At 50.5% G+C, this 22080-nt stretch carries 22 protein-coding genes and 1 tRNA gene; 9 read left to right on the top strand and 14 right to left on the bottom strand.

What is annotated here, in order from left to right; translation table 11 throughout:
- The first annotated feature begins 64 nt into the window (after positions 1–64).
- On the top strand, positions 65–973 hold the full coding sequence (locus tag HBA55_RS14040; RefSeq protein ID WP_166992251.1) for a LysR family transcriptional regulator: 909 nt from the start codon (positions 65–67) through the stop codon (positions 971–973).
- An 83-nt stretch (positions 974–1056) separates the two neighbouring features.
- Here HBA55_RS14040 and HBA55_RS14035 read toward each other — a convergent pair whose 3' ends face one another.
- Together HBA55_RS14035 and HBA55_RS14030 are read right to left on the bottom strand one after the other, a co-directional pair.
- Positions 1057–1344 (bottom strand): hypothetical protein, encoded by a 288-nt coding sequence (locus HBA55_RS14035; RefSeq protein WP_166992248.1) that lies wholly within the window; start codon positions 1342–1344, stop codon positions 1057–1059.
- Between the two features lie 285 nt (positions 1345–1629).
- Entirely contained in the window at positions 1630–2151 is a 522-nt protein-coding gene (locus HBA55_RS14030; RefSeq protein ID WP_166992246.1) for a winged helix-turn-helix transcriptional regulator, read from the bottom strand.
- A 198-nt stretch (positions 2152–2349) separates the two neighbouring features.
- Here HBA55_RS14030 and HBA55_RS14025 point away from each other — a divergent pair, with 198 nt between their 5' ends.
- From HBA55_RS14025 to HBA55_RS14015, 3 genes are all read left to right on the top strand, one after another.
- A complete protein-coding gene (locus HBA55_RS14025) occupies positions 2350–4647 on the top strand; it encodes a molybdopterin-dependent oxidoreductase (protein WP_166992243.1) in 2298 nt (765 codons plus the stop codon).
- 78 nt (positions 4648–4725) lie between these two features.
- On the top strand, positions 4726–5628 hold the full coding sequence (locus HBA55_RS14020) for an NAD(P)-dependent oxidoreductase (RefSeq protein WP_166992510.1): 903 nt from the start codon (positions 4726–4728) through the stop codon (positions 5626–5628).
- Positions 5629–5733: 105 nt separating this feature from the next.
- Positions 5734–5810: transfer RNA gene (locus HBA55_RS14015), tRNA-Arg, on the top strand.
- Positions 5811–6004: 194 nt separating this feature from the next.
- Here HBA55_RS14015 and HBA55_RS14010 read toward each other — a convergent pair.
- The 11 genes from HBA55_RS14010 to HBA55_RS38190 all read right to left on the bottom strand — a co-directional run bounded on the left by HBA55_RS14010 (position 6005) and on the right by HBA55_RS38190 (position 12089).
- A complete protein-coding gene (locus HBA55_RS14010; protein WP_206019795.1) occupies positions 6005–6994 on the bottom strand; it encodes an integrase core domain-containing protein in 990 nt (329 codons plus the stop codon).
- Between the two features lie 178 nt (positions 6995–7172).
- Positions 7173–7499 carry a type II toxin-antitoxin system RelE/ParE family toxin gene (locus tag HBA55_RS14005; protein WP_166992238.1) on the bottom strand — a complete coding sequence of 109 codons (327 nt, stop codon included), beginning with the start codon at positions 7497–7499 and terminating at the stop codon, positions 7173–7175.
- Positions 7499–7774: a type II toxin-antitoxin system Phd/YefM family antitoxin gene (locus HBA55_RS14000; protein WP_166992235.1), complete on the bottom strand. Its 276-nt coding sequence runs from the start codon at positions 7772–7774 to the stop codon at positions 7499–7501. The genes HBA55_RS14005 and HBA55_RS14000 overlap by 1 nt, the downstream gene beginning before the upstream one ends.
- A gap of 358 nt (positions 7775–8132) precedes the next feature.
- The gene (locus HBA55_RS13995) at positions 8133–8564 is read right to left on the bottom strand and encodes a type II toxin-antitoxin system VapC family toxin (protein ID WP_166992232.1); all 432 of its coding nucleotides are present in this window, start codon (positions 8562–8564) and stop codon (positions 8133–8135) included.
- Positions 8564–8821, bottom strand: coding sequence for a type II toxin-antitoxin system Phd/YefM family antitoxin (locus HBA55_RS13990; RefSeq protein WP_166992229.1), 258 nt, complete (start codon positions 8819–8821; stop codon positions 8564–8566). Before HBA55_RS13990 ends, HBA55_RS13995 begins: the two co-directional genes overlap by 1 nt.
- A gap of 455 nt (positions 8822–9276) precedes the next feature.
- On the bottom strand, positions 9277–9510 hold the full coding sequence (locus HBA55_RS13985; RefSeq protein WP_166992226.1) for a tyrosine-type recombinase/integrase: 234 nt from the start codon (positions 9508–9510) through the stop codon (positions 9277–9279).
- Between the two features lie 87 nt (positions 9511–9597).
- Positions 9598–10422 carry a sulfite exporter TauE/SafE family protein gene (locus tag HBA55_RS13980; RefSeq protein ID WP_166992223.1) on the bottom strand — a complete coding sequence of 275 codons (825 nt, stop codon included), beginning with the start codon at positions 10420–10422 and terminating at the stop codon, positions 9598–9600.
- Positions 10423–10537: 115 nt separating this feature from the next.
- Positions 10538–11242 carry an alpha/beta fold hydrolase gene (locus HBA55_RS13975; protein ID WP_338109414.1) on the bottom strand — a complete coding sequence of 235 codons (705 nt, stop codon included), beginning with the start codon at positions 11240–11242 and terminating at the stop codon, positions 10538–10540.
- 3 nt (positions 11243–11245) lie between these two features.
- On the bottom strand, positions 11246–11413 hold the full coding sequence (locus HBA55_RS37220) for an alpha/beta fold hydrolase (RefSeq protein WP_206019794.1): 168 nt from the start codon (positions 11411–11413) through the stop codon (positions 11246–11248).
- Between the two features lie 12 nt (positions 11414–11425).
- Entirely contained in the window at positions 11426–11740 is a 315-nt protein-coding gene (locus HBA55_RS13970) for a class II aldolase/adducin family protein (RefSeq protein ID WP_338109413.1), read from the bottom strand.
- Between the two features lie 31 nt (positions 11741–11771).
- Positions 11772–12089, bottom strand: a complete 318-nt coding sequence (locus HBA55_RS38190) for an integrase core domain-containing protein (protein ID WP_166992217.1) — start codon at positions 12087–12089, stop codon at positions 11772–11774.
- A 620-nt stretch (positions 12090–12709) separates the two neighbouring features.
- On the opposite strand from HBA55_RS38190, the gene HBA55_RS13960 reads away from it, so the two are divergent.
- Complete coding sequence (locus HBA55_RS13960; protein ID WP_166992214.1) at positions 12710–13369, top strand: alpha/beta hydrolase; 660 nt, start codon at positions 12710–12712, stop codon at positions 13367–13369.
- Between the two features lie 74 nt (positions 13370–13443).
- On the opposite strand, the gene HBA55_RS13955 is transcribed toward HBA55_RS13960, so the two are convergent.
- Entirely contained in the window at positions 13444–16182 is a 2739-nt protein-coding gene (locus HBA55_RS13955; RefSeq protein ID WP_166992211.1) for a LuxR C-terminal-related transcriptional regulator, read from the bottom strand.
- Positions 16183–16434: 252 nt separating this feature from the next.
- Here HBA55_RS13955 and HBA55_RS13950 point away from each other — a divergent pair, with 252 nt between their 5' ends.
- From HBA55_RS13950 to HBA55_RS13935, 4 genes are read left to right on the top strand one after another with little or no spacing between them, the layout of a single operon-like run.
- A complete protein-coding gene (locus HBA55_RS13950; RefSeq protein ID WP_166992208.1) occupies positions 16435–17988 on the top strand; it encodes a hydantoinase/oxoprolinase N-terminal domain-containing protein in 1554 nt (517 codons plus the stop codon).
- Between the two features lie 34 nt (positions 17989–18022).
- Positions 18023–19108 (top strand): DUF917 domain-containing protein, encoded by a 1086-nt coding sequence (locus HBA55_RS13945; protein WP_166992205.1) that lies wholly within the window; start codon positions 18023–18025, stop codon positions 19106–19108.
- Positions 19109–19134: 26 nt separating this feature from the next.
- Positions 19135–19884, top strand: coding sequence for an aspartate/glutamate racemase family protein (locus tag HBA55_RS13940; RefSeq protein WP_166992202.1), 750 nt, complete (start codon positions 19135–19137; stop codon positions 19882–19884).
- A gap of 42 nt (positions 19885–19926) precedes the next feature.
- Positions 19927–22077, top strand: coding sequence for a TonB-dependent receptor domain-containing protein (locus tag HBA55_RS13935; protein ID WP_166992199.1), 2151 nt, complete (start codon positions 19927–19929; stop codon positions 22075–22077).
- The last annotated feature ends 3 nt before the right edge of the window (positions 22078–22080 follow it).

Genomic DNA, 22080 nt, shown 5'->3' with positions numbered 1-22080 from the left:
AATTGCTGGCGCATTGGAAACCTATGGGTCAAAATGAATATCTTTGTTTCTTTGAGGAAACGATATGCGCAGCCTGGATGCCATGCTGATCTTTAATAAGGTGATCGAAACCGGCAGCTTTAGCCGGGCGGCGGAGCGCCTGAATATCGCTAAATCATCCGTCAGCAAGAAAATCAGCGCCCTGGAACGGCAGCTGGGGGTGATTCTGGTGCAGCGATCGACTCGTCAGCTCAAAGTCACCGATGAGGGTTGGCACATCTATGAACACAGCAAGCGAATGCTGGAGGAATATGAACAGGCGCAGCAGGTCGCGGCCAGATTTCAGGATCGCCCCACCGGCAAGCTCAGGATCACAGCGCCGCCCTTGTTTGGCCGGTGTTGTCTGGCGTCACTGCTACCGCAGTTTCAACAGGATTGTCCGGATGTGACCATAGAGCTGTTCCTGACTGAGCAATACAGCGAGATTATCGGTGAGGGCTACGACGTGTCCCTAAGAATGGGCAAACTACAGGATTCAGAGTTGGTGCAACGTCAGCTGTGCCACATTCAAGCGGTCTGCTGCGCATCGCCACAATACATCAACCGCACATCCTCGCCGCAAACGCCACAAGATTTGCGGCAACACCAATGTCTGGTCTGGCAACCGACACAGAGTACGCCCAAACTTGACTGGACGTTTACTCGGGATCAACAGGTCATTGAGGTAAGAGTTCCATCATCAGTTATCACTAATGATCACCAGGCCATAAAAGAAATGACATTGGAAGGAGGGGGAATAACAATACTTCCCACCTACGCGATCGAGAATGAACTCAATTGCGGACGCTTGATATCGTTATTACCCGAATACCAACTCCCGTCTTTTCCTATCAGTCTGCTCTATCCAAAGCGGCAAAATATTCCCGCCAAAACCAGAGCTTTTGTGGACTTTCTGAAATCCAGCCTGGCTGATGCACCACAACTTAAACGTTAAAAATATTCTTAAAGGCAACAAAAAAGGGCCAAAAGGCCCTTTTTTTAATACTGCCGAAGCAGATTGCACTTATGCACGATGCATTAAGCGGCGGCCATACGGGCCTTGTACTGACGTACGATGCTGTTGAACGAGTCGGCCAGCTTCTGCATGTCATCAACCATGGCGTTGTGATCCGCAGTGCTCTTAACGCAAGACAGGTAATCCTGTGCAGCAGCCATGTAGGCTTTAACTTCGTTCTTGGCCTTAACCATCTGCGCCGTTACAGCAGTGTTTACGTCAGGCAGTACAGGAGCGGAGGGCTTGGTGCAAGCCAGGGTGGCGCCAGAGTACAGAGTGGTGGCCAGCATCAGAGCAGTCAGTTTTTTCATGGCTAAATTCCTCAAATCAGTAAAGCAATAATTCACGCAATTTTTGTTCAAGTAATAACCTTATATAGGGAACAGTTATTACAGGAGTATTTTTTTATGTGCGAGAGAGTATATGTATCTATCCTCACGGACACAAATAATAAATATGCATAGATTGAGGGATATCTATTCTTTGATCCCGAAAAGGAACGGGCAGTCTGCCCATTAGTGGTACGACTTTGAGGCCAGGATTCCCGCGCCAACCTGCTCGAAAGCGGGGCTGGCGAGGCAAATGAGGTATTGGTGCTATGAACCTCCAAACAACTGTTTGAAGTGCTCACCACCAAATCCGGTGAGTTCGCCCCGTTCAAGTTTACGTGTGATGCCTTCACCTAATACAGGTTGAACCTGTCTGGCATCCAAGGCTTCGCCGCATTCACTGCAACAAAGCGTCGGCGTCATCACATGTCCGCAGCTTCGGTGCCGATACTGCAGAGGAGGACCATCGTCGTCCGCTTTGTATTTATCGCCCCAATTTACAATGCTCATCAGGATCGGATACAGATCCACGCCTTTGCGGGTCAATTTATATTCGTAACGATTGCGGCTCTCGTCATAGAGGTTTTTGCGCAGGATGCCCTCATCCACCAGACGGTTAAGTCTTTCAGCCAGGCGATTCTTATTGATATCCAGCGACTTCTGGATCGCGGAAAACGTGGTCAAACCAAAAAAACAGTCCCTCAAAATCAAAATCGTCCAGATATCCCCCAGAAACCCAACCGTACGGGCAACGGAGCAGACTTGGGCGACGGTGTCTTGGCGGCGCATATTTGGGGCCTCTAATTGTGCAAATAGGCTGCGGTTCTGACTGGTGAGTCCTAATTAGGCTGCATTGTATATTGACAGGTACCAAAATTGAACCTTACCATAACCCTTAAGGTACCGAAATGGTACTCAATTCAATATTCAAAAACTGTAAACATCGATAGTTCTGGCAAAAGCTCAAGCAAACAGGAGAGCACAACAATGAGTACGGCAGCCACTGACTGGAAGAGCACCGCCTGCAATCTCTGCTTTGTGAACTGCGGCCTGGAAGTTCAGACCGGGGGCGAAAACGACCGCGAAATTATCAAGGTGCGGGGTGACAAAAATCATCCGGCCTCCCAAGGGTACATCTGCAACAAAGCGACACGAATCAACTACTACCAAAACAGCCGAGATCGCCTGACCCAGCCCCTGCGACGCCAGGACGATGGCAGCTATGAGCCCATCGACTGGGATACCGCTATTACCGAAATTGCCGCCAAAATGAAGGCGGTTCGAGACGAGCACGGTGGCGAACGCATCCTCTATTACGGCGGTGGCGGCCAGGGCAATCACTTGGGCGGTGGCTATGCGCCATCTGTACTCAGTGCGTTGGGGGTGAAGTACAAAGGCAGCGCGCTCTCCCAGGAGAAAACCGGGTTGTCCTGGGTGTTTGGCCGCATGCTGGGCCACACCATTCACCCTGAAGTACACGAAGCACAAGTGGTAATGCTGGTGGGCAAAAACCCGTTTATGAGCAACGGCATGGATCAGGCCCGCAACTTCCTTCGTCATATTGGTAAAGACGAGTCCCGCAAACTCATCGTGATGGACCCGCGCCGCACGGAAACCGCCGACTACGCGGACCTTCATCTGGCGGTAAAACCCGGAAGAGACGCCTGGGCGCTGGCGGCCATTTTGGGGCGCATTGTGCAAAACAACATGCTGCCGATCGAATGGTTGCAGCAACATGCGAATGGCTACCAAAAAATTATCGAGACCTTCACCCAAATTCCCGTCGCGCAATACGCCAAATTCGCAGGCATCGATCCGATACAGGTGATGGAAGCCGCAAAGCTGATCGCCTCAGCTGATTCTTTCGCTTTGGAAGAGGACATCGGTGTGCAAATGGCTCCCCATTCCACGCTAGTATCCTATCTAAATCTGCTGCTAATGTTGGCGACCGGCAACTTTGGGAAAGACGGCGCCTTGGCGTTGCCGGCCATGCTGGTTGACCTGCTGCCGCCCGATCGATTTGGCGCGTTGGACGAAAACGAAAAGGAGATGAGCCGCAATCGTTTGCCCGCAACTGGGGCTCCAATTCACAGCAATATTTTCCCCGGTAACTTTTTGGCGGAAGAAATACTCAGCGATAGTGATCAGCGTGCAAGAGCCCTTATCGTTGAAAGCGCCAACCCGGTGCACTCCTTGGCAGAAGCCAACAAACTTCGCCGCGCCATGCGCAGGTTGGAGTGCAGTGTTGTTATCGACGTAGCCATGACGGAAACCGCTCGAGAAGCGGACTACGTTCTCCCGGCAGCATCGCAATACGAAAAGTGGGAGGCGACTTTCTTCCCTCGCAACTTCCCGGATAATTACTTTCACCTGCGTGCCCCCCTGTTTGAACCCACAGAAGGAACACTGCCTGAAGCTGAAATTCACGCTCGTTTGGTAGAGGCCTTGGGCGTTTTTGAAGACGGCGAACTGGACTCATTGACCGAAGCCGCGCAGCAAGGCATAGAGCAATATCAGGCGGCATTCTTTGAGGCTCTGATGAGCAACTCGAAGGTGAAAAAGTCACTGTCCTATGTGCTTTATCGAACCCTGGGGCCAAGCTTGCCTCCGGGTACAGAAACCACTGCGGCTATCTGGGGTCTTTGCCAAATGTTTGTTATGAAAAACCCCAAGTATGCGGCAAGAGCCGGATTCGAAGGTCCGATGGCCGGTACTGAACTGTTTTACAAACTGCTGGACTCCCCTTCAGGCGCGATCATTGCTGTAGGTTCCCATGAAGAAGCGTTCGAACGTATTCCCTTCGAGGATAAAAAGATACGTCTGGTTATTGGTGAACTGCTGGAAGAATTGGAAAGCCTGAGCGAACTCAAGCCGTTGGTGGACACCTCGCCAGATTACCCGTTTGCGCTTACCGCCGGTTCCCGTCGCGCCTATACCGCCAACTGTGCCATACGCGACCCCCGCTGGGTTAAAGGAAAAACCGCGATGGCGTTGACCATACATCCGGACGATGCGCAGCGCTTGCAAATTCCCGATGGTGCCAGGGTTCGGTTGCAAACCGAGCACGGACAAACCGAAGTGGATCTGGCATATGACGACCGCATGCAACCCGGCACCCTCTCTGTTCCAAATGGCCAGGGTATGTACTTCGAAGGTGAAGATGGCAATGCCATGGACACAGGCGTATACGCCAACGAACTTACAGCAACAGAGCATCGCGACAAATTTATCGGTACCCCGTTTCACAAGTTCGTACCGGCAAGAGTGGAAATGCTAACCGCTTAGTTACTCTCACTACACTCTCTCAGTGTACATTCCGGGGCTTCGGCCCCGTTTTTTCTTTTGCGCTATAATCCAGCGACGATGTATTTGCAGGAGAAAAGCGTGGCCACTCACAGAATCGGATTTATTGGCATTGGCCTAATGGGGTCGCGAATGGTGTCGCGGTTACTGGGGGCAGGCTATACCGTTCACGTCTGGAACCGCACACCGGAAAAGGCCAAAGCCCTGGTGGCGGAAGGAGCAGTATCCGCTAAGGACGTCGAAGAGCTGGTCACAGGCTCTGACGTCGTGATGCTCTGCCTGAGCGAGACTGACGCGGTGGAAACCATGGCATTTGGCGAAAATGGCATCGTCCACTACGGGACACCGGGTAAAGTACTTGTAGACTTTTCCAGCATTCATCCCCAAAAAAGCAAAGACTTTGCTGAGCACTTACAGCAACAATGTGGCATGCAATGGATCGACGCACCCGTGTCAGGTGGTACGGCGGGTGCAGAGAACGGCAGCCTGATTATTATGGCGGGCGGAGATGAGAAAACGCTAAAAAACATTCGCCCGGTATTTGATCCACTGTGCCAACGCCTGACTCATATGGGAGGCCCGGGCTCCGGTCAAATGACCAAGGTCTGTAACCAGATGGTGGTGGCCAACAATGCGCTTGTCATTGCGGAGATGATGGCACTTGGGCGCTCTGCGGGTGTTGACGTTGCCAAACTGCCCGAAGCTCTTGCTGGTGGTTTTGCTGACTCCATCCCATTCCAAATACTTGCGCCGCAAATGGCGGATCATGACTTCACTCTTAAATGGAAAGTCGCCACCTTGCTAAAAGACCTGAATCTGGGGGTGGACCTGGCGGACGGAGAGGAGCAACGGGTACCGATGAGCTTGAGGGGAGTGGAATTGCTTAAAGACCACGCGATTGCCGGGAATGCTGACAGAGATCTTTCGACGCTGATTACAATATACGAAGATGAAAAGGGCTAACGGGTAGGGTAACCCATTGAATATAAATGAGTTATTGGGTTTTCGGCGCTCTGTAAAACAAGCCTTGACGTATAAGGCCCGGATCACTAGAATACGCGCCTCTTCGCACTCGTAGCTCAGCTGGATAGAGTACTCGGCTACGAACCGAGCGGTCGAAGGTTCGAATCCTTCCGAGTGCGCCATATATCAAGGGCTTACGTGTAGTGCGTAGGCCCTTTTTTGTGCTTGGCCCAAAACTCTGGCCCAAAAAAATCACTTTGTAGCGTTCACTTCTTCCAATTTACGCATGTACACATCGTGCATTGCGCGTGATCTGTGGCCAGCAAATTTATGGTCTGAATCCGAGTATCCAGCCTGTGGAGTGCGAATTGGTATTTCAGCAAGCTACTGGCAATTGAAATAAGCCGTTGCAGTGAGTAACCCACTCATAATCGCGGATATCCGTCTCAGGAATTTGGGTTTTCTCTGACTTCTGCAACGGAGTCATGCCGTCGAGAGATAAGTGACCACGCACTTCATTAAAGTAATGTTTGTACTGCTTTAGCTTTCGGGATAGATCTTTCGCATTCCAGAACAGTGTGTGGTCGAGGAATTCTCTCCTGATAGTGCCAATGGCTCGTTCAATAAAAGGATGCGAAGTTGGCACAAAAGGGACGGTCTTAACTTCCTCAATGTCTAGAATCCGGAGGTTTGCTCTCCATTGGTGATAAGTGAAGACCGGATCGTGGTCGGTGCTGATCCTGGCGGGTGGAGGATGATTTCCAAGTATCTGCTTAAACATACGACATGCAGTGGTGCCATCGACATCTCCCATATGAATCACAAATCCTATGAGCTGTCTGGTGTGGACATCTATCGCAACCATTACCCAATGAGATTTCAAATTGATGGATTCGCAGCGAAAGAGATCGAGGCTCCATAAGCTGTCCTTGGTCTGCGCTAGAAAAGTGAGCCACGAGGGACCATTGTCATTGGGTGGCTTGTAATATTTGGCCAAAGTTCGGCGCACAACATGCTTATCTATTTTGACTCCGAACGCTTGGAGTACTTGCATGGTAATTCGGTCATAGCCCATTCTTGGGTTCTTCTGTTTGATAGCGACGACTAGGCGAATCAATTCGTCGTCCGGTCCTTTTGGCCCTGGCTTGCTCCTTGATTTCGCGGAAAAGAGTATCCGGTACTTTCTCTTAATTAAGGCCTTGTGAAATCTTAAAATGGTGGCCGGCTGCACAACAATAGCCAGTTTGGAGAAGCGGCGCCTCGATATCAACTGTGAGAGCGCAGCTAAAACAGTGCGATCTGGAACCGTTAATGTCGGCGATCGCTTACGGCTGCGAGTCATAACGATGAGCTGTTGTCTCAGCATAGGATTCTCGGCGGCAATCGACTTCAGTCCACCCGGGTGCAGTAAAATAACAACAGATCTAATCAGGTAAAACAGGAGTCTGGCTAAGTCACTCATATGGCAATTATGGCATGAGTTAGAAAGATTGCTTCCGCATTAAATTTCGCACTGGACGGGATTTATTAAGTATTTACAAAATTTAGGCTTTCAGCAAGCGGCGCTGTAGCAGTGTTTGCATATCACGGCGACCATCGGCAACCACCATTACATAAACGTTGTCGGTAATTACACGGTAAATAATGCGGTAGGGTTTGAAATAGATTTCCCGGTATTCACGTAAACCAACTGCCAAGAGTTCCTCGGGGAAAGCGCCTCGATCCGGATTTTCAGACAGACTCAAAAAGGCCTCCTCAATTCTGTCGAGAACGTAATCAGCCTTTTCGGAGGCGTCATGATATTCGATATAGTCGTATAATTCCTCTAGATCATAGGCGGCGTCATCGGTCAGAAATACTTGGTAACTCATCAGCGTTTTTTGCTTCGGTTGCGAAGCCGCGCTACAGCATCATTGGCAGGCTGAACCTTACCTTCTTCGATCTGGCGTGTGCCCAGCGCCAGTATTTTCAGCAGTGCCATAGTTTCCTGCGTTTGTTCATAGCTCTTAACATCCTGTATCACCGCTTTGGCCTCACCATTTTGGGTGATGACCATCGGCTCCCTCTGAGCAGATAGGTTGCGTATGACTTCTGCGGCGTGTGCCTTTAAGTAACTGATTGGTTTAATGTGATCTGATAATTTCATAAGCACCTCCCCGGGGGACCAAATATAGTCCGAATACGGGTCTTCAGTCAATCTCAAAGGTATGTGTATGGCGATAGGGTGAGGGTGCTAAGGCTGGGTTGGGAAATCAGGACTGTGCTAGATTTGTGCTAAATCAGGATATCAGTGAGTCGTAAGTCATTGATAATTCAAGTACGGCAATGAATGAGCAAACGCCGTAAGTTGTTGAAAATTAAAGAATTGATATGGTCTGAGTCCATCCTTCCGAGTGCGGGTGTGGCACCTCAAACGAACAAAGGCACGTACAGAATAGGCATCACCCCCGACATTGATAAGCCATTCAGCTCAAGCGGCGCGGCAATTTCGGCCGTGCCTCGTGCTATTCGCCCAAAGCTTGTTCCCACGGATTCAAGATTTTAACGCCCGTGGGTTCAAAGTCACCGACATTTCGGGTCACCACAGTCATGTCATGAACTAATGCGGTTGCAGCAATAAGTGCATCGCGATCTGAACGAGGATCTGGGACATGAAGTTTGGCACAGTACTGCGCGACTGCGGTGTCTACTGCTAGAATTCGATCTGAAAAAGCAGGTAAAACATGAGAGGTGAGCCAGGACCGGAGGATGGCGCCTTGTTCTGGATCACGCCGCTCTACTAGCAAAATTCCTGTCTCGAGCTCCAAAACAGTGATCGCTGACAAATAAAGACGAGTGGCAGAAACACCGTTGGCCCACCCGACGACATTTTTATCTGCTTTGCCAGATTTTGCTTTTCGCAGCTCTGAAACAACATTGGTATCGAGCAGAAACATTATGAAAAATCTGCCGGACGGTAGAGCTCTTTATCCCTGCGCGGCGGCTCGAAATCGATGTCAGCTGTGTCTGGCATTGCCAACAAATCAACAATACTCTCTTCTCTGTCGGTGATCTTACGATATTCTTCGATAGTGAGTAACACGTGCGCGGCCTGGCCTCGATCAGTAATAAATACAGGCCCAGCGGCAGCAGCTCGCTTCACCTTGCTCACATCTTGATTGAATTCGCGACTGGAGACTGTAGTAATGGTCATGATATTCCCCGTTTTCGTGCGTTGTAGGTACATTACTACGAGGAGTTCAGCTTTTCAACCTTATAGGTACGTTGCTACGTTTTGAGTGCGACGAATTCTGGGTGAAAACACGCTTTGTAATCCAGTGAAATTGGGGCTTACAAAGGGTATATGGGTGAAAATAATGTCATCTAAGTGCCTGAAATATCGGGAAAACATGCTAGTCTACGAACCGAGCGGTCGAAGGTTCGACCGGCAGCACAGCTGCCGGGACCGACCGAAGGGAGCCGCGCAGCGGTCAGAACAGCCCAAAGGCTGTTCTGAGTCCATCCTTCCGAGTGCGGGTGTGGCACTCCGTATAAACAAAGGCACGAACCTTTACACCGGCTTTCAACGGCACACCATAGTAGTTCCAGCTACAAATACGACAGCCCCTAAACCACCCAAAATCTTCGACTGTGCTAGATTTGTGCTAATCACCAATCGAGATTTGAACAAGACCGGTTCATATCCACCTGTGACCACTGGAGCTGTGTGACATTGGCTTCACGCAAGCCGGTGGCCAGGGTGAAACGCACCATCTCCGCCAAATGATCGGGCAATTCCTCGAGCAAGCGATCAGCTTCCTCATGCGTTAACCAGCGTACTTGCTGGCCGTTGGGGGCGGTAAATCGCACCCACCACGTGTTGCCGGGTTTGTAGAGTGACATAGGCGTCTCTCCTGTCTGTCACTTAGCGGCGTTTGCTCCCGATTAGGATACAAAGAACGTAGGTAGGCGGTAAAATTCAGACAGCGCTCAAAAAAGGAGCGAAACCAACATCTGGACAGCGGTGAGACCCAGGAACACGGAAAAAGCTCGGGCCAGCGTCACAGAACTAATCCTGTGAGCCAAGGTTGCTCCATAGGGCGCGACCAACATCGAAGATGGAATAATTAACAAGACACCGATCATATTGACATATCCAATACTGCCGACGGGTAGATTCTCCGCATCCAGTCCGGCCACGATAAAACCAATTGTTCCAGGTACGGCAATCAATATGCCAAACCCTGAAGAGGTCCCGACAGCCCGGTGAATAGGAACGCCGTATAGGCTCAAGATGGGAACACCGATCGTACCGCCGCCAATACCCATGATTGTTGAGACAAAACCGGATACAAAGGATATGCTCGTTTGGGCAATGCGTCCTGGAAGCTCGCTGGCGATTTGGAGAGCGCTGCTGCCAACAGCCATATTCAACGATACCAACAAGGCAATACTACCGAAAACCCCCACCATAACATCACCTGAAATATAGCGGGACAGATAAGAGGCTAGAGTAACACCTATAATCATAGGCGCGGCCCAGAGTTTCAGAATACCTAAATCTACAGTTCCTTTTCGTCTGTGACCGTCTATAGACCGAAGCGATGTTGCGATGATAGTGGCTAGTGAGGTACCAACTGCCATTTGCATCTTGATGCCCGTATCTATACCCAGAGCGGCAAAAAGGTGAAACAGGACCGGCACAATCACGATACCGCCACCAACGCCCAGCAGTCCTGCCAATAGGCCGGCAATCAGCCCTGTACCTAGCAGGGCAGCCGCGAATAACAAGAGCTCGACTGAGACAGTATCCATAGAAGTCCTAAATTTTCTGAGTTCTTGTATTTTCTGTGCCCGCACATGCTATGTCCGGAAGACAAAAAAGGTTGGCACGATAGCACCAACCCGTGAGCACATATCCGATCGCAGTTCAGACTGCATGCGCAGCTTCAAATGCCTTGATGTGAGCAAGCATTGAATCTATGACCGGGGATGGCGCTTCCATTTGCGGATAATGTCCAATTCCCGTTAGTTCCACAATGTCAGGGTTGGGAATCAGTTCTCGATAGCGATTAGCCATATGAGCACCAGACACGGGGTCATCGAGTCCAACCGTTAACCGGATTGGACTCGATGATTTCTTCAGTGCCTCTACCCAGCGTGTTCTGTGTGTTTTGCGCTGATTAATATAGTCTAAAAGCCTGTGCTGAACACGTTGACCCTTTTTCATCGACATTAGCTGCCAGAAAGCGTCAAGCTCGCTGTCTTCAGGTTGTGTGTTCTTACCAAAAGTAGGCCGGAGGCTTTTGGCCAGTATATTCCGTGTCATTGCTCGGCTGAGAACGGGGCCAATTGGGCTCAGCATCATGGTTTGGATTCTACGGGCTCGGTGAGTTTCTGGAAATAACCCCCCATTCAGCAAATTTATCGTCTTGACCTGAAACCCCAAGCTTCCTTCTAAATCACGGGCCAACAGTTCCTGACCTACAGTGTCGCCATAATCATGGCATATCATATGCGCTGATTTGACACCCAGTTTCGCCATTAGCGCCTCAACAATATCGGCCTGAAGCATCATAGTATACGGTAGCTTCGGTTTGTCGCTGAATCCAAACCCCAGTAAGTCAAGACATATACACTAGTGGCCAGACACGAAGTCTGGCCAAACTTTATGCCAGTCCCAGCTCGCCGTCGGAAAGCCATGAATGAACAGAATTGGCACTCCGCTCCCTTCGGTCTTGTAGAAGATACGATAGTCACCGAAATCGAACAGGTCGCCTGAGTTTCGCCATGCATCAATATCCATCGTGCTTACACCCTACGTTTTGTAGGAAGAATCCAGGCGGTCCATCTTTCGCATTAAGGCAGGCCACGCAATGTCACCGCCCATCCCCTCTAGAACAATTTCGCTCTGGGCATCAATACCTTCGACTACCTGTTGATTGACCGCAATCGTAGCTTCGCCACCACTTTGAGCTAAGACCTGGATCTCGCAGGCGCGTTGCAACATAAACAACTGCAAGAAGGCATCTGGAACCGTTTCGGCCGTGACAAGTAAGCCGTGGTTTCGCAAAATCATGAAGCGTGAAGTTCCCAAATCCTGTTGAAGGCGGCCTCGCTCACCCTCAGTAATGGCAAGGCCCTGTGGAGTGCGAGTTCGTATTTCAGCAAGTTATTGGTAATCGAAATAACCCGTTGCAGTGAGTAACCCACTCATAATTGCGGATATCCTTCTCTGGAATTTGGATTTTTTCAGACTTTTGCAACGGAGTCACGCCGTTGAGAGATAGGTGACCACGTACTTCATTAAAATACCGATTGTACTGCTTTAGCTTTCGGGATAGATCCCTCGCATTCCAGAACAGTGTGTGGTCGAGAAACTCTCTCCTGACAGTGCCAATGGCTCGTTCAATAAAGGGATGTGAAGTTGGCACAAAAGGGACGGCCTTAACTTCCTCAATGTCTATTCGTCTCTTAGCCATTGCCAGTTCTCCTTTCCCCAAGTCAAGGCAAGAAGACTGGCAAAATTCAAGTAAAATTAACGCGTTAGGAGGGATACTGGGAATATCTGATCATCAGTTCTGGAATATGATCACTGATTCTGGAAATCCAGAAAAAGTGATCGAATAAAACCAGAATCCATGATCGGTAAGTCTCAGAATTAATGATCGAATTGGGCCAGAATACGCATGATAGAGACGACTAGGCGAATCAATTCGTCGTCTGGTCCTTTTGGGCCTGGCTTGCTCCTTGATTTCGCGGAAAAGAGTATCCGGTACTTTCTCTTAATTAAGGCCTTGTGAAATCTTAAAATGGTGGCCGGCTGCTTACTGCTGCGATTCATAACGATGAGTTGGCAACGGTTGGGGTGTAATTTCCACTTTGATGTATACTCAACGTATAGTAAAGCGGCGGTGTTGATTTATCACTTGGTTGTTCCCATACGACAGCAGGTTCGAGCTGCCAGCTGGCCGCATGAACTTTCGGCGGTACCATGGTATTCGAGCTCGCTGGTGCAACGAATCGATCTACATTCGCTCAAGAGCAGCGGCACCCTGCGGCACGCCGATGGCGAAATATTACCCTGGTAAAGTGACAACAAATGAATTATCTCCCTTGTATTGAAATCGAACCACAAACCCCTGCGAATGCGGCTGTTATCTGGTTGCATGGCCTCGGAGCCAGCGGCGATGACTTTGCGCCCATAGTGCCAGAGTTAAACTTGCCCGAGGACATGGCAGTGCGGTTTATCTTTCCGCACGCGCCTGCCATTCCCGTCACCATCAATGGCGGCATGGTGATGCCGGCCTGGTACGACATTTTGAGTATGGATATCGACCGCAAAATCGATACGCAACAAATTCTGCAGTCGGCAGCCGCGGTGACAGACTTGATTGATCGGGAGCTTGCGCGGGGTGTCGAGAGCCGGCGTATTATCGTGGCGGGTTTTTCCCAGGGTGGTGCAGTTGCTTATCAGGCCGCCTTAGGCTACCCGGCGCCACTGGCCGGGCTAATGACGCTCTCCACCTACTTTGCCACCAGCGACAGCATTGAAGTTAACACCGCCAATCAGTCGTTGCCGGTGTTTGTCTCCCACGGCACCCAAGATCCGGTGGTGCCGGAGATATTGGGGCAGCGTGCGATCAAGAGTCTGCAGGAGAAAGGGCTTAAACCTGATTATAAAGTCTACCCGATGCAGCATGAAGTCTGCTTGCCGCAAATTCAGGAAATATCGCGTTGGCTGCAGCTTCTCTTGAGATAGTTGTAAACTTATCAAACGGCTGCAGTCGAATAGAAGGCCTGTTATAGTCGACTCATACCCTATCTCTGGCCGTGTTAAGGGATAAGGTTTTGTTTTCTCGCTTCCGAAACCGCCTGCAATCGATTCTTAACATGTAGTTTCGCGAATATATTCTTCAAATGAAACCGAACCGTATTCTCTGAAATGTCGATTTTCTTGGCGATAACTTTATTCGAAGACCCGTGTACCAGCTGTTGCATGACTTCCAATTCCCGGCTACTGAGCAGAGGGGGTTGTTCATCCTGACTACAGGCGCCGCTAAAGCCGCGCAGGATTTCCTTGGCTCGATCCACATTGTCGCGAGCGTCAGCGCCAGTTTCAACACGATCTACTAGGATGCTAAGTATATCAGCCAATTCGTCTCCTTCATCGAGAAACGACCTGAGGAAGCCCGATTGCCTTGACAGAGAAAGTGCTAGACTTAGATGTTCAAGGGAACTTCGAATGTCCCCCTTACCTCGGTAGGCGAGTGAATACAGAAGTTCGTAACGAAGCTGAGATCTGACGCTGCCAAGCGAAATCGCATGCTGATGGAAGTGAGATATCGTGGCAATGGCAGTGTCAAATTCGTTATTTCTGATCTGCAAACGTGCGAACACACACGCTGCGGCATCCGTCTCACGCCAGGCGATATTCTTGCTTTGAGGGTCTGTGTACATGTCCAGTGTTAACCCGAGATTGTGCACCAGATCGCGAGCTTCCTGATCTCTCTTCGCCCGAAGCAACAAGTCGATGCGCTGACAGGTCAACACATTCATGACACTTCTGAGGTTCTGCGACTGGATATACACTCCGGCACGATCGAGGAGCTTGAGTGCCTGTTCGATTCCGTATTGGTTGAATTCCAGGTTGCTCGCGGTGGTATATCCCGCGACGAATATGTCAAACCAGGCTTCATGTTCTTCTAATTGTTTGGGTATCGAACCGATCAGTGTGGGCATTGCATTGAGCTGATTCAGTTCATACTTCAGCTCTGCGATGAGTACACTGGAAATCAGTTTCATACTTTTATCATCGGCAAAGTGTTTACGTGTCAGGCTAACGGCAGCCTGGTAGTAATTCTCTGCCTCGCGGCTTCTCCCTTTCGCGAAGCTGATTTCTCCGAAATGAAAATTAATATAGGCTTCGCCATAAATGGAGCGAAGTTGTCGGAATGCCTCCAGTGCCCTGTTCCCAAAATCAAGAGCCTCCAGATAGAGCCCCCTTAAAACCGAGGTTGCACAAAGCAGATTGTATTGAACACCAATGGTCATGTATTCGTGCGAATCAACTTTTGAGATAGTATCGAGTAATCGTTGACAAAACTCGTCCGAGAGAGTCTTGCCTTCGTAGAAGGCGAGCAGTGATTCCAGCAAGATACACTCATGGTTGATTAAGTCCTGATCACTTTGGCAATACTGAGACTTTGTTGCCTCATATTGCTCAATCATTGAATCATAACCATTTCGCGCGCGACACAGGTTGGCATCCTTGATATCCAATACGCATTGAATGATGACCATGCGTGGATTGTTTGAAATCGTCGCTTCGTCTAGCAGCCGCAAGACCGATCGCAACCGTGTCAGGCCTTCACGCAGCCAGATGGTGAGGCCGCCCGCCTGTTCGACAATATTCACCCCCTGCTGGGGACAACCCGCCCGAACACAGTGGGTAACGGCTTTGACAATATCGCCTTCGTTTGAAAACCAGGAAGCGGCCTGCAAGTGCAACTTGCTCGCGCGATCAGGGCATGTTGAATGCAGCAAACTACTCAAGTATTCCCTGAATATGGGATGCAACCGATAGGTCGACTCGACCTGGTCCACTGGCAACACCAGAGAACGCACCGGGTAGACGGCATCGAACAATGTTCTGCTGTTATCCATTTCACGCAAGTGATCGGCAAGTTCACAACTGACTAGATCAACAACAGAAATGTTCATCAAGAACGCTTGTAGATCCTGATCCAGATTCTCAAACACCTGCTCAGACAAATAGGTGGTGATTAGGCTGTCGCTGGACCCCAATTCTTCCAGTAAGTGATCAATATCCTGCTCACAGCCTATGGTGTTTTTTAGCATTTGTACGGCGACCGGCCAACCCTCGGTGACATGGTAGACCTTTTGCAGGGTTCGCTTATTCAACTGCTCACCAAATACGCTGTCTACATCGTCCAAGGTAAACCGAAGATCTTCAGATTTTATTCGCATCGCCATGCCTTGGGCCTCGAGATCGGTGATTTTTAATCGGCGGTCATCCCGACTGGCAATGGCAAGATGGAAGTTCTCAGGGGCGTAATCCAGCAGCGGTTTGATTACACCGTCGATCGCCTCATCGCTAAGACACTCAAAGTCGTCAAGAATCAGTACGACTTTATAGGGTTGAATATCGACAATGTGGGTAATGATGCTGAGGAAATTTCGTGTTGAAAGGTCTTTTGAATACAAATCGTCACCGATCTGTGGTTCAAAGAAATTCACCCCTGCTTCGGACAGCGAAAATGCGATGTAGGTCAATATCTGGAGGATATCGTTGTCTTCCTGATCGAGCGACAACCAACAGACGGTGGCACCCGAGAGACCAAGTTGATGGCGCCAGCTCGATAGCAGTGTGCTTTTTCCATAGCCTGCCGGGGCATGGATCAGAGTCAGTTTCGCATCCAGGAATCGGTCCAATTTTCGAAGCAGCGAGGGGCGTTCGACAATATCCACTCGCTGTCGAATCGGATGAACTTTTGATTTCATCAACCAAACGGGGAACAGGTTCTGGTAGTGCGGGTGTGTGTTCTTGTTCATAAGCCACTTTCGAATCGACCCATTTCTCCTCGCTGATAGTAGCCCTCAGATGATCAAAGACGCAAGGGTTTATAACTCAGAACAATAAACAATCAGTCTTTTATGAACTACTCAAACGGGTAGGTCTCAATTGTCTCGCCAGGTCGCTGTACCCGCCCGATTTAGCCCCATTCCCACACCTCAAGGTCGTTGAGAGTGGAGTAAATCAGAACGTAGACTGAATTCTCAACCAACAGCGGAAGACGAATTACGATGAGAATAGGTGTAGATGTAGGTGGTACCAATACAGACGCTGCCTTGATGAACGGCGACAAAGTCATGGCCTCTTGTAAGATGCCGACGACCCAAAATGTCAGCGATGGCATAGTCAGCGCGATCAAAAAGGTATTGGTTGAGTCAGACGTTAGCTCCTCCCAAATCCAATGCGTGATGATTGGCACAACCCATTTTACCAACGCGTTTGTTGAGCGCAGGCACCTGCTTGATGTGGGTATCATACGCATTTGTTTACCCTCAGCGCGCGGCATTCCACCGCTGATTGACTGGCCCGAAGACATCTTATCAGCGGTGGGTGATCACCGTTTTATGATCAGGGGTGGCTATCAGTTCGATGGTCGACTCAATACAGAGTTGGACGAACTGAACGTCGCCAGAGCCGCCAGAGAACTGAAACGGCGAGGGGTGAAGGCGGTGGCTGTTTCGTCCGTTTTTTCCTGTGTCAATGGCGAGATGGAGAGACGTGCAGAAAACATCATTCGCAACGAAATGGGTGATGTCTCTGTCACACTTTCCCACAAGGTTGGCCGCGCAGGGCTGCTGGAGCGGGAAAATGCCACGGTTATGAATGCCTCTTTGGCGCAATTGTCCAGACATGTGGTGGACTCGTTTCGCTCGGCACTGAAAGCCCTGGACATCAAAGCGCCCTTCTACATCAGTCAAAATGACGGGACCTTAATGAGTGCCGACTTCGTAGAGAAGTACCCTGTGTTGACTTTCGCCTCCGGCCCCACCAATAGCATGCGAGGCGCGGCGTACTTGTCGGGTTACAAAAATGCACTGGTCGCAGATATCGGCGGAACAACCACTGACATTGGCATGCTGACCAATGGTTTTCCCAGAGAGTCCTCGGTGACGGTGGACATTGGTGGCGTACGTACCAACTTTCGAATGCCCGATGTACTGGCAATGGGTTTGGGGGGTGGCTCTTTGGTCAGCCTTGAACATAGCCGAGTGAGAATCGGCCCTCAGTCGGTGGGCTACCGGTTGCTGGAAAAGGGCTTGGTATTTGGAGGCGATACCCTGACCACCAGTGACATTGCGGTATCGGCGGGTTATGCCGACTTTGGCGATAAATCACGGGTCAGTCATTTGTCCGAGAAGTTCGTTCAGAGCAGCGTGGATGAAATCCACAGAATTGTTACCGAGGGTGTTGATCGCATGAAGACCAGTGCCGACCCGATTCCCTTGGTGCTGGTGGGGGGCGGCTCCGTGCTGATTAATCGCGATATCGAAGGTACTTCGGAGGTGATCATCCCAGAGAACGCAGGTGTCGCAAACGCTATAGGAGCATCCATCGCCCAAGTCGGGGGCGAAGTCGACAGCGTTATCTCCTACGACAAGGTCGGCAGGGAAGCAGCGCTGGCGCAGGCGAAGCAGGACGCTATCGACCGAGCCGTCACATCAGGGGCGGATGAAACCACCGTAGAGGTACTGGATATTGAAGAAACCCCCTTGGCCTACGCCCCGGATGGTGCTGTCAGACTGCGCGTGAAGGTTGCCGGTGATCTCTTGATCAGCAAGCAATAACAGCAAACTCCCTTAGACATACAGTTGAGTGACTATGAAGTTAACAGTAGAAGATTTGGTAAATATCGGACGTGGTGCAGCCTTTCTGGGAACCGGAGGTGGCGGAGACCCCTATATCGGACGAATGTTGGCCACCAGCGCTATTCAAGAATTCGGAATGCCCGAGATCATTGAGCCCGATCAACTGGATGATGATGCCACAGTATTGACCATTGCCATGCTGGGTGCACCCACCGTACTGACCGAAAAAGCCGCCTGTGGCGATGACGTTGATCTGGCCATCAAACGCATGGAAGAAAAACTGGGTCGCAAAGCTGATGCGTTGATTCCCATTGAAATCGGAGGTGTGAATTCCATGCTGCCGATCATGGCGGCAGCGCGACTGGGAATACCGCTTGTGGATGCCGATGGGATGGGTAGGGCCTTCCCGGAGATACAGATGGTCACCTTCAATGTTTACGGGGTCTCTTGCACACCGCTGGCGGTCACTGATGATCATCTCAATGCACTGGTGATCGAGACCGGGTCCGCCAAGCGAGCCGAAGACCTCGTTAGAGTCAGCTCAATTGAGTTGGGCTGCAGTGTGATCATGTCGAGCTACCCGATGAACGGTAAGCAAGTAAAAGATTACGCTGTGCATGGCACCATGACCTTGGCGCTGGAAATCGGCCGGGCGATTAATCGCGGCCGTAAAGAAGGTGACCCGGTAGAAGCGTTGGTCGACTACCTGCAGACAACCCCTTACTACAATCAGTGCAAGGTCATCTTCGACGGCAAGGTGACCGATTTACGACGGGAAACCACCAAGGGTTTCTCCATTGGTCACTGCCATTTAACCGCCCTGGATGGCTCCGGCAGAACCATGGAGGTGGCGTTTCAGAATGAACATCTGGTGGCCAGGGAGAATGGAGAACTTCGCGCTATTGTGCCTGACCTGATCTGTATGGTGGACAGAGAGACAGCCGAACCGATTCCAGTAGAGGCACTGAAATACGGGCAGCGCATCAAGGTGATGGGCGTGAGTGCGGCACCCATTATGCGAACACCGCAATCGCTGGAGGTCTTCGGGCCGAAAGCCTTCGGGCTCGGCGAAGAATTCGTACCCATAGAAGATCTGTAAAACACAATAACGAGAGGATATTGCAGATGACTGTTTCGAAGATCCACATCTTAACGCCGATCATCACCCAAGGCGTTCGTAGCCTGGATGATGTGATACCGTTTGAACGCGAAGACCTAAAGGTGACTCATAGCTTGCTTGACGAAGGGCCTGCCTCCATTGAGTCAGAATTTGATGAAGCATTGAGTATTCCCGATACCATCCGCAAGGCGATCGACGCGGAAAAGGCGGGAGCCGATGCCATCATCATAGACTGCATGGGGGATCCCGGTCTCAATGCTTGCCGAGAAGTGGTTTCTATACCGGTATTGGGTCCCTGCCAGACTGCAATGCACGTAGCGAGTATGCTCGGGCACCGTTTCAGCTTCCTGACCGTTCTGGAGCGTCTTAGGCCGATGATCGCTCATATGGTGGCCGCATACGGGTTACAAGAAAACTACGCCTCCTTTGAAGCCGTCGACGTGCCAGTTCTGGACATCCATCATGATCTGGGCAGTTTGTCCAACGCGTTATCAGACAAAGCCCATAAGGCGGTTAAACAAAATCACGCAGGCGCGATCATCCTGGGTTGTACGGGATTTCTTGGATGCGCGGAAGCGATCAGAGCGGCTCTGCTTAAAGACAACATAGACGTTCCGGTCATCGACCCCATTCCGCTGGCACTGCACGTGGCTGACGCCCTAGTCAAAACTCAGCTAAGTCACAGCAAAAGTATTTACCCACGGCCTGGTGCAAAGAGGATTGTCGGATACGACTTTCCAGGCCTCTGCCTATAAATTTCTATTCGATCATAACAACAGAACAATGAGGAAGAAGTCGTGAAAAAATCAATTCTATGCAGATCAATTTGTCATGCCTCGATCTTGGCCGCCACCTTGGCTCCGGTAGCCAGCCAGGCCTTAGAAATCGAAGAAATTGTCATTACTGCACAAAAACGGGAACAAAACCTCAACGACGTAGGTATATCGGTTACTGCATTTACGGGTGATGACATCAGTGAGCTGGGACTGACCCAGCCCGTGGACCTCGCGGCCCAAACCCCAAACTTGAATATCAACAATACCTTTCAAAACAGCATACCCAATGTGAGCATCCGCGGCATTGGTCTCAACGATTACGCGGTTAACAACAATCCGGCAGCGGGCATCTATATCGACGAAGTCTATTTGGTTTCTCCAGCTATGCTGACTTTTCAGCTATTTGATGTCGAACGCGTTGAAGTTTTGAAGGGTCCCCAAGGGACTCTGTACGGGCGTAACACAACTGCCGGAACGGTTAATTTTGTGAGTAAAAAGCCGTCAGAGGAATTTGAAGGTTATGGCTCTATCGACTATGGGAATTTCGATTTAATCGCCTTTGAGGGGGCGGTGAGTGGTGAAATCGCCCCGGGCCTCACGGGCAGATTTGCCCTTCAGACAACCCAGCAGGGTGAGGGCCAGCAATACAACCGTGCAACCGGTAAGCACGTTGGTGAGGTGGACCGCACCTCATGGCGCGCTATGCTGAACTGGCAGCCTTCCGACGATGTGGATGTGCTATTCAATGTTCACAGCGGTAAAGATAAATCCGATACCTGGCTATTGAAAGTCGATAATGCCTTCACCGAAGAGGATGATGCATTCTTCCCCGGCGATCCGATGAGCTCGGCGGGTCGCGACGACAATTTTATGGATATCGAAAGCGAAGGTGCCGCGTTGACGGTGAACTGGGATATCTCCGATAATTTGACCCTCACTTCAGTGACCGGCTATGAAGACTATTCGCGTCAACATGTAGAGGATCGAGACGGCTCCGCACTTATTCAACTGGATGCGGAATACTTTAATGACATCAATCAGATTTCCCAGGAATTTCGCTTGACCTACACAGGAGACAATCTGGTTGTCATCGCCGGAGCCTTCTATGAAAACGACGAAGTGAGCACTCGAGATCGATTTGATACCTCTGATTTACCCTTTGGTTTTCACTCTGTGGGTAATGAGTATACACAAGAGGCCGATTCAGCAGCGCTGTTCCTGCATACGGAATGGCAGTTCGAAGACAGCTGGAACCTGACGGCGGGGTTGCGTTATACCGACGAAGAAAAAGAATTCAGAGATGCCTACACCTTTTTCTATTTTGATGCACTGCCCTCCCAAGGGGGTACGGAAACCGCGGCCTTTGCACCGGTCACCAACAACTACGAAGTCACGGATGTGTCTGGGAAAATTGGTCTCGACTACACCGGTTTTGAAGAAACACTGGTCTACGCCTCCATCAGTAAGGGATTCAAATCCGGTAACTTCCAAGGCCAATTAGCGTTTGATCCCAGCAACCTGACCGGCTTTGACGAGGAAAACGTGATTGCCTACGAGGTTGGGTTCAAGAGCCTGTTGCTGGACAATAGCCTGCAACTGAACGGTGCGGCGTTCATGTATGATTACGAGGGCATTCAAATCTACGGCCCACTGTTTGACTCGGTGGTTGGCCCGTTGTTTGGCATCGACAATGCGGGTGACGCTGAGGTGATGGGTGCGGAAATCGACTTTCTGTGGCGTGCCACGGAATCTCTCGACATCCGTATGGGGTTGGGCCTGTTGGACACAGAGGTGACCGATTCGGTGCTGCCTGGTGTGGCCGAAGGCAGTGAACTGCCGAACTCGCCCGAACTAAACTTCAATGCCAATATCAAGTACACCTGGGTGATCGGAGACAACCTCCACGCTGACATCTTGTTCGATACCAGCTATAAAGACGACGTCACCTACGACATCGTTCGCGCACCCGAAGAAGCGAAGGAGGAAGGCTATTGGTTGACCAATTTTCGTCTTGGGGTGAGTGCCGCCGACGGGGAGTGGGGAGTACACCTGTGGGGTAAGAACATCGCCGATGAAGTGTATCGCACACAGGTCCTGACCTCCACGGTTGGCTTTGGTCAATCTTATGGGTTGCCCAGAACCTATGGGGTGACGGTGGATTATAATTGGTAATTA

Origin of the sequence: Pseudomaricurvus alkylphenolicus, assembly GCF_011683955.1 — a bacterium.
GTDB lineage: Bacteria > Pseudomonadota > Gammaproteobacteria > Pseudomonadales > Cellvibrionaceae > Pseudomaricurvus > Pseudomaricurvus alkylphenolicus.
Note: the sequence above shows the minus strand (reverse complement) of the source record. Positions and strands in the feature narration are given on the sequence as shown.